At 70.4% G+C, this 6,807-nt stretch carries 5 protein-coding genes and 1 pseudogene; 2 read left to right on the forward strand and 4 right to left on the reverse strand.

Features of this window, described 5'->3' with window-relative positions:
* Positions 1 to 303, forward strand: a pseudogene (locus SACPADRAFT_RS32360) (nitrate- and nitrite sensing domain-containing protein); the annotation flags it as partial.
* A 106-nt stretch (positions 304 to 409) separates the two neighbouring features.
* On the opposite strand, the gene SACPADRAFT_RS0206790 reads toward SACPADRAFT_RS32360, so the two are convergent.
* The 4 genes from SACPADRAFT_RS0206790 to SACPADRAFT_RS0206805 all read right to left on the reverse strand — a co-directional run bounded on the left by SACPADRAFT_RS0206790 (position 410) and on the right by SACPADRAFT_RS0206805 (position 4,014).
* Positions 410 to 1,207: an ABC transporter ATP-binding protein gene (locus SACPADRAFT_RS0206790; protein ID WP_007025874.1), complete on the reverse strand. Its 798-nt coding sequence runs from the start codon at positions 1,205 to 1,207 to the stop codon at positions 410 to 412.
* 40 nt (positions 1,208 to 1,247) lie between these two features.
* Entirely contained in the window at positions 1,248 to 2,072 is an 825-nt protein-coding gene (locus tag SACPADRAFT_RS0206795) for an ABC transporter permease (protein WP_007025873.1), read from the reverse strand.
* Between the two features lie 138 nt (positions 2,073 to 2,210).
* Positions 2,211 to 2,990, reverse strand: a complete 780-nt coding sequence (locus tag SACPADRAFT_RS0206800; RefSeq protein ID WP_007025872.1) for an ABC transporter permease — start codon at positions 2,988 to 2,990, stop codon at positions 2,211 to 2,213.
* Between the two features lies 1 nt (position 2,991).
* Positions 2,992 to 4,014 carry an ABC transporter substrate-binding protein gene (locus tag SACPADRAFT_RS0206805; RefSeq protein ID WP_007025871.1) on the reverse strand — a complete coding sequence of 341 codons (1,023 nt, stop codon included), beginning with the start codon at positions 4,012 to 4,014 and terminating at the stop codon, positions 2,992 to 2,994.
* Positions 4,015 to 4,580: 566 nt separating this feature from the next.
* Between SACPADRAFT_RS0206805 and SACPADRAFT_RS26005 the strand changes: the two genes are divergently transcribed.
* Positions 4,581 to 6,807: sensor histidine kinase (locus tag SACPADRAFT_RS26005; protein WP_007025870.1), on the forward strand; the 2,227-nt coding region annotated here is incomplete at its 3' end.

A 6,807-nucleotide genomic window follows, 5' to 3' on the forward strand; every position in this document is an offset into this window, starting at 1 on the left:
GACGAGGTCCCGACCGACCGGCTCCCCGCCTACCAGGCGGTGCTGTCCCGGTGGTTCCCGGACGCGGAGCCCGGCAGCGGGACGGACGGAGCGGCCGGCGTCGGCGAGGTGGGCCCGACCGAGCGGACCGACGAGCTGTACACCGACGGGATCCCGTCCGGGCCGCGCCGGAGCGACGGTGCGGACGTGCGTCCGCCGGACGAGGTCCCACCCCCGGTGAGCCGCGATCCCGAGTCCGTCCGCCGACGCATGACCAGCCTGCAACGCGGCGCCCGCCGCGGCCGCCACGCGCGGACGGACTGACCGGCCCCGCGCACCGTCCGTGGTGCCGTGAAGGGCACCTTCCCTGCGCCCCACGCGGTGCGGGGCACATTCACCGCATCCCGCGCAGGGAATGTGCCCCGCACGGTCAACCCGACGGGGAGGGGGAGGGGGTCGGGGTGGGATTGTGCAGGAGGCGGGCGACCTCGGCGCGGAGGGAGACGAACTCCGCCGATTCGCGGGTGGTGATCTGGTCGCGGTCGGCGGGCAGGTCGACGGTGAGGTCGGCGACGATGGACGCGGGCGCGCGGGACAGCACCAGGACACGGTCGCCGAGGTAGACACTCTCGTCGATGTCGTGGGTGACCAGCAGGACCGTGCTCCCGTTCTGCCGCTGCACGTCGCGCAGCAGGTCCTCCAGTTCGAACCGGGTCTGTGCGTCGACCGAGGCGAACGGTTCGTCCATCAGCAACAGCGCGGGACGGCGGGCCAGCGCGCGGGCGATGGACACCCGCTGCTGCATGCCCCCGGACAACTGCCACGGGTACTTCGCCCCGACCCCGCCGAGGTTCACCCATTCGAGCGCCTCCTCCGCGCGGCGGCGTCGTTCGGCACGGCTCATCGGCCGCCACCGCAGCGGGAACTCGACGTTCTGCCGGACCGACAGCCAGGGGAACAGCGACCGGCTGTAGTCCTGGAAGACCACCGCGAGGTCGTCGGGGACCCCGTCGACCGGATCGCCGTGCAGCGACACCGCCCCGCCGGTCGGCCGCACGAGCCCGGAGATGCACCGCAGCAACGTCGACTTGCCGCAGCCGGACGGACCGACGATGCACGCGAGCCGGCCGGTCTCGACCGTGAAGGTCAGATCCCGCACCGCGGTGTGCGGGCCGTCGTCGCCCGCATAGCGGTGGTGCAGGCCGGACACCGCCAGCATGGTTGTCATGTCACCACTCCTGTTCGTCTCGACGTGCGCACCGGGCCGGTCACCAGCGCAGCAGGCGGCGCTGGATCGCGAGCAGCAGGGCGTTCAGGCCGTAACCGAGCACGCCGAGCAGTACGATCCACGCCCACATCGTGGGGAACTCGAAGCTCTGCTGGGCGAAGATGAGCTGGTAGCCGATGCCGTCGGTGGTCCCGACCATCTCCGCGATCACCATCAGGATCAACGACAGCGACAGACTCAGCCGGAGGCCCGCGAAGATCTTCGGGGCGGCGGCGGGCAGGACGATCATCGTGATCCAGTAATGCCGCGGCGTGCCGAACGAGCGCGCCGTCTCCCGTTGCAGCGCCCCGACCGAGCGCACGCCGTCGACCGTGTTCAGCAGGATCGGCCAGATCGCGCCGAACACGATGGTCACGACTTTCATGGTGTTGTCGATGCCGAACAGCACGAGGAACACCGGGATCAGGGCCGGGGGAGGGACCGCGCGCAGGAACGCGAACAGCGGCCCGACGTAGTCCATCCCGGTTCGCGACCGGCCCAGCGCGGTGCCCAGCGCCACGCCCACCACGGCGGCGATCGCCCAGCCGCCGAACACCCGCCCCAGGCTGGGCAGCACGTCCTCGTACACGGTGGCCGTGAGGAACCCTTCCGCGGCGGGCCCGGAGACGAACAGGTCGACGGCGGTGCCCACGATCTCGGTCGGCCGGGGGAAGAACGGGCTGTCCGCGGCGGCGGTGGCCAGTTCCCAGAGCAGCACGGCCACCGCGAACACCGACCACTTCGTCACCAGCGCCCGGAGGCCGCGCCCGACCGCCCGCAACGGATCTCCGGCCCGGCCCGTCACCGCATGTCCGCTGTCGCTCACACGGCCTCCTGTGTCTTGCGGGGCACCCGCACCCGGTCGGCCTTTGTGAGCGCGGGTTGAGTGTCGCTCACACGGCCTCCTGTGTTCTGCGGGGCACCCGCACCCGGTCGGCCTTTGTGAGCGCGGGTTGAGTGTCGCTCACACGGCCTCCTGTGAATCCGTCCCCGTGGCCGCGTGCCAGCGGAACAGGCGTGCGCCGAGGCGTTCGAGTCCGTCGTTGGCCAGGTAGCCGAGGACACCGGCGACCAGGGTCCCGGCGAGGACGAGGTCCATCCGGCCCGCGCCCGCCGCGGCCTCGAGGACGAAGCTGCCGATGCCGATGTCGGCCCCGGCGATGAACTCGGTGGAGACCACCACGATCAGTGCGATGGCGGCCGATATCCGGATGCCGGTGAACACGAACGGTGCCGAGTGCGGCAGGGCGACCGTCCCGAGCGTGGCCACCCGGCCCGCGCCCGACGACCGTGCCGTGTCGAGGAGCAGCGGGTCGATCTCGTCGAAGGCGTAGATGGTGTTGTAGAGGATCGGCCAGACCGCCGCGTAGACCGCGAGCGTGATCTTGGCCTCGGGGCCGCCGCCGATCGCGACGAGCACCAGCGGGATCAGCGCCACCGACGGGATCGGCCGCAGGAACTCGACCAGAGCCATGGTGGCGCTGCGGACCCGGGGCAGGCTGCCCAGCACGAGGCCGAGCGGGACGGCCCCGGCCGCCGCGATGCCCAGGGCGAGGGCCCAGGCGAGCACGGTCGCCACGACGTCCCGGAGGAACGGCTCCGTGCCGAGCATCTCGACGGTCCGGCCGAGGACGACCGACGCGGGCGGCACGTCGGTGGCCGGTACCAGGCCGGACCTGGCCGCGCACTCCCAGAGCCCCAGGAACGCGGCCAGGCCGACCAGATTCCGTACGACCGGACGCACGTCAGGCGGCGTCCGGACGCGCGATCATCGCGGAGGCGTCGATCTTCGAGTCGATCAGCCCGAACTCCACCATCAGGTCCGGCACCCGCTGCAGACGCGAGGCGTCCAGGCTGGAGTGGAACGTCGGCAGGTTCACCAGGGAAGCCGTCTCCGCGTCGATCTTCGCGGTGTCCTGGATGATCGGCTCGACGACGGAGCGGTCCTGCGCGTCGGAGGTCGCCTTCTCCATCGCACGCTGGAAGGCGGCCACCGTCTTCGGGTTGTTCTCGGTGAACTCGGCCAGCGCCCCGTACCCGGCGAGCGGGAAGCTGTCCGTCGGCCCGGTGGCGACGTCGGCGATCGGGTGGACGCCGTGCTCCTGGGCACCACTGGTCAGGAACGGCTCGATGAGGGTGCCCGCGGCGACGTCGCCCCGGGCCACGGCCGCCGCGGTGTCCGGGAACGAAACCTGGACCCACTCCACGGACCCGTAGTCGAGCCCGTTCGTCTTCATCAGCGACTTGACGATCGTGTCGGCGATGGTGTTGGTCGCCGACACGGCGATCTTCTTGCCCTCCAGGTCCTCGACACCGGTGATCTCCCCGTCCTTCTTGGCGACGAGGCTGAACGTGTCCGGTGCCGCGGCGACCGCGTCGGCCACGATCCGGACCTCGGCGGTGCCCTTGGCCTGCGCGAGGAAGTACGGCACGTAGCTGGACTGGACGATGTCGGCGTCCCCGCCGATCATCTTCTGGGTGGCCGCCTGCCCGCTCGCGGCCTGTTCGATCGTGACGTCGAGGCCCTCGTCGGCGAAGTAGCCCTTCTCCTGCGCCAGGTACAGCGGGGCGACGTCGATGGACGGCAGGTGCGCCACGGTGATCGAGGACTGCTCCAGGTCCGAGTCGCCGCCGCCGGACGACGCCGAGTCGTCCTCCCCGCCGAGCAGCCCGCAACCGCTGACGGAGGCGAGCAGACCCAGTGATGTCGCGATGGCGGCCAGCCGGCCGCGTCTCGAGTGCGTTCGCGTGGTGCCGTGTCGAAGCAATGCCACTCCTCGGTGGGGCGATATGCCGGTTGTCTGCGTTGGTGAGGCGCTGACTGAGCGCGACACCTCCCCCGATCGCTCAGCGAGCCACGGCTACTGTAGAGATTGATCGTCTTCATCACAATGAGTGCCGAGTCGCAATCGTCCGGTGCCTTGCACCACTCGATCGGGTGGACTCGCATGTGGTCTAATTAACCCTTGGTTTCAGCCGCGGGCGCGGTTGATCGCTGCTACCACGGTGAGGGTCAACTCGGACGTGACAACGATTGATCAATCAGGGTTACGTCGGCGCACGGTGTTCGCTACATTCTGTGTTCCCGTGCGGTAGTCAGCCCCCGAAGTAGTGACAGGACATGACGAGTGGGTGGAACGGACCCCGACATGACCGGTACTTCGGTGTGCTGAGTACGTGTATTGACCCGTGTGGGGGGATGACGCCATGCTTCCGCATGTTTGGCGTCCACTGGGGGTGACAGGCGGTCACGTGAACGCGTGCGGTGTGTAGCAAGTGCTCGGCCCAGGAAGCCGGCGGTGGATCCGGCTCGGACGACAATGGTGGTAGATCGGTGCCGAAGAGTGAGACCCCGGACGAGAACGGGCGGCTCTCCGACCAGGACCGGGTCGCACACGACGGAGCGGCCGTCGGGGACACGTCGGACGGACCGGGCGGTTCCGGCCGGGAGGGTGACGGGCAGGGTGCGCGGTGGCGCCTGAGCAACTGGCCGTTGCGCTACAAGATGGCCGTCGTCCTGCTCGTGCCCCTGCTGACCGCGACGATCTTCGGTGGTCTGCGCGCGGGCGAGTCCCTGTCGGACGCGGGCGAGCTGCGGGACGGTGTCGACCAGATCGGGGTCGCCGAGCGCGTCGCCGTGCTGATGCACGAGCTCCAGCGCGAACGCACCTTCATGGTGTCCGCCCTGTCCGGTACGTCGATCGGGTCCGAGGCCGTGGACCGGCAACGGGCCAGGGTCGACGACGCGGTGCGCGCGTTGTCCGAGGCGGCGGACGCCGACGACCGGGAGTCCCCGAGCGCGGCTCCCTTCTCGCACGGATTGAAGCGGCTGTCCGCACTGCGGACGAAGATCGACAGCACCCCGTTGCCCGCGTTGTCGGCCTACACCATCTACAACTCGATCATTGAGTCGTTCGTGGGCGCCGGCGGCGCCGATCCGCTGGTCGCGGACCAGGAACTGTTGCGCCGTAGTGATCTCGTGCGGCGGATCAACGAGATCAAGGAATACACCGCACGGCAGAACGCGGTACTCCAGATGGCGGTGGGCTACGACGAATTCGTCGCCGACCTGCTCGACCGCGCCCGCAGCGCCGGGGCCAGAGCGGACGCCGCCGTCGAGGCCCTCGTCGCCGAGGCGACGATCGGGGAGCAGGAGCTCTATCTGGACAACGTGTCCGGTGCCGAGGTGGACAACCGTGCCCGGTTGATCACCACCGCGTACAACGGTGCGGACCGGCCCGGTGGTCTGGGCATCAACGGCAGCCAGCTCCGGGCGGACAGCATCCTGACCGTCGACAAGATGCGTGCGGTCGAGGTCGAACTGCTGGATCGGCTGAAGGAGCACAACGAGGGGCTGGCCGTCGACGCGACCACGACCGCGTGGGTGTTCCTCGCGATCACGCTGGCGACGCTGATCGCCGCGGTCGTGTTCACCCTCGTCGTCGCCCGCGCGTTGTCCCGCCCGCTGCGCGACCTGCGGTCGAGTGCGCTGGAGGTCGCCTACGTCCGGCTGCCCGAGGCGGTGCGGCGGATCCTGGCCGACCCGAACCCCATCGAAGCCTCCCGGAACGCGATCACCCCCGTGCCCGTGCACACGCGGGAGGAGATCGGCGAGCTCGCCCGGTCGTTCGACGTCGTGCACGAGCGGGCGATCCGGCTGGCCGCCGAGCAGGCGCTCCTGCGGGAGAACGTCAACGGCATCTTCGTCAACCTCTCCCGCCGCAGTCAGCGGCTGGTGGAGCGCCAGCTCGGGATCATCGACCGGCTGGAGTCCGACGAGCAGGACCCGGACCAGCTCGCCAGTCTGTTCGAACTGGACCACCTGGCGACCCGGCTGCGGCGCAACGGTGAGAGTCTGCTGGTGCTGTCCGGGGCGGGGCTGACCAAGTCGATGTCCAAACCGGTGCCCGCGGCGGACGTGATCGGTGCCGCGGTCTCGGAGATCGAGCAGTACTCCCGGGTGGAGCTGGGCACCATCCCGGAGGTGTCCGTCCACGGCCGCGCGGTGCACGACCTGGTGCACCTGCTCGCCGAACTGCTGGACAACGCGACCTATTTCTCGGAGCCGGAGACGGCGATCAGCGTCCGCGCCGTGGTGACCCGGCGCAACTCGCTCGCGGTGCAGATCACCGACCGCGGGGTCGGCATGTCCGACCAGCAGCTCACCGAGGCCAACGACCGGTTGGCCGACCCGCCCGACCTGGATGTGTCGGTGACCCGGCGGATGGGCCTGTACGTGGTCGCGCGGCTGGCCAAGCGGCACGGTATCGAGGTGCGCCTGCGCGAGAACGAGGACATCGAGGGCGGTGTCATCGCGCGCGTGGTGGTCCCCACCGATCTGCTCACCGGAGCCGTGCGGCCCACCGGAACCACCGCGACCGTGCCGCCGTACGACTCCGGGAAGGCCCCGGCCCCCGGCGAGTCGCACGCCGAGGTGTCCTCGCCGTCGTTGTTCCCTTCCACACCGGACCTCACGTCCGGTGGCGTGGCGCCGGGCGCGACGATCCCGCCGTTGCCCGCACCGCGCGGCTCGGCCGAGCAGGACGCGTCCGGCGGCCGGC

Source organism: Saccharomonospora iraqiensis subsp. paurometabolica YIM 90007 (assembly GCF_000231035.2).
GTDB lineage: Bacteria > Actinomycetota > Actinomycetes > Mycobacteriales > Pseudonocardiaceae > Saccharomonospora > Saccharomonospora paurometabolica.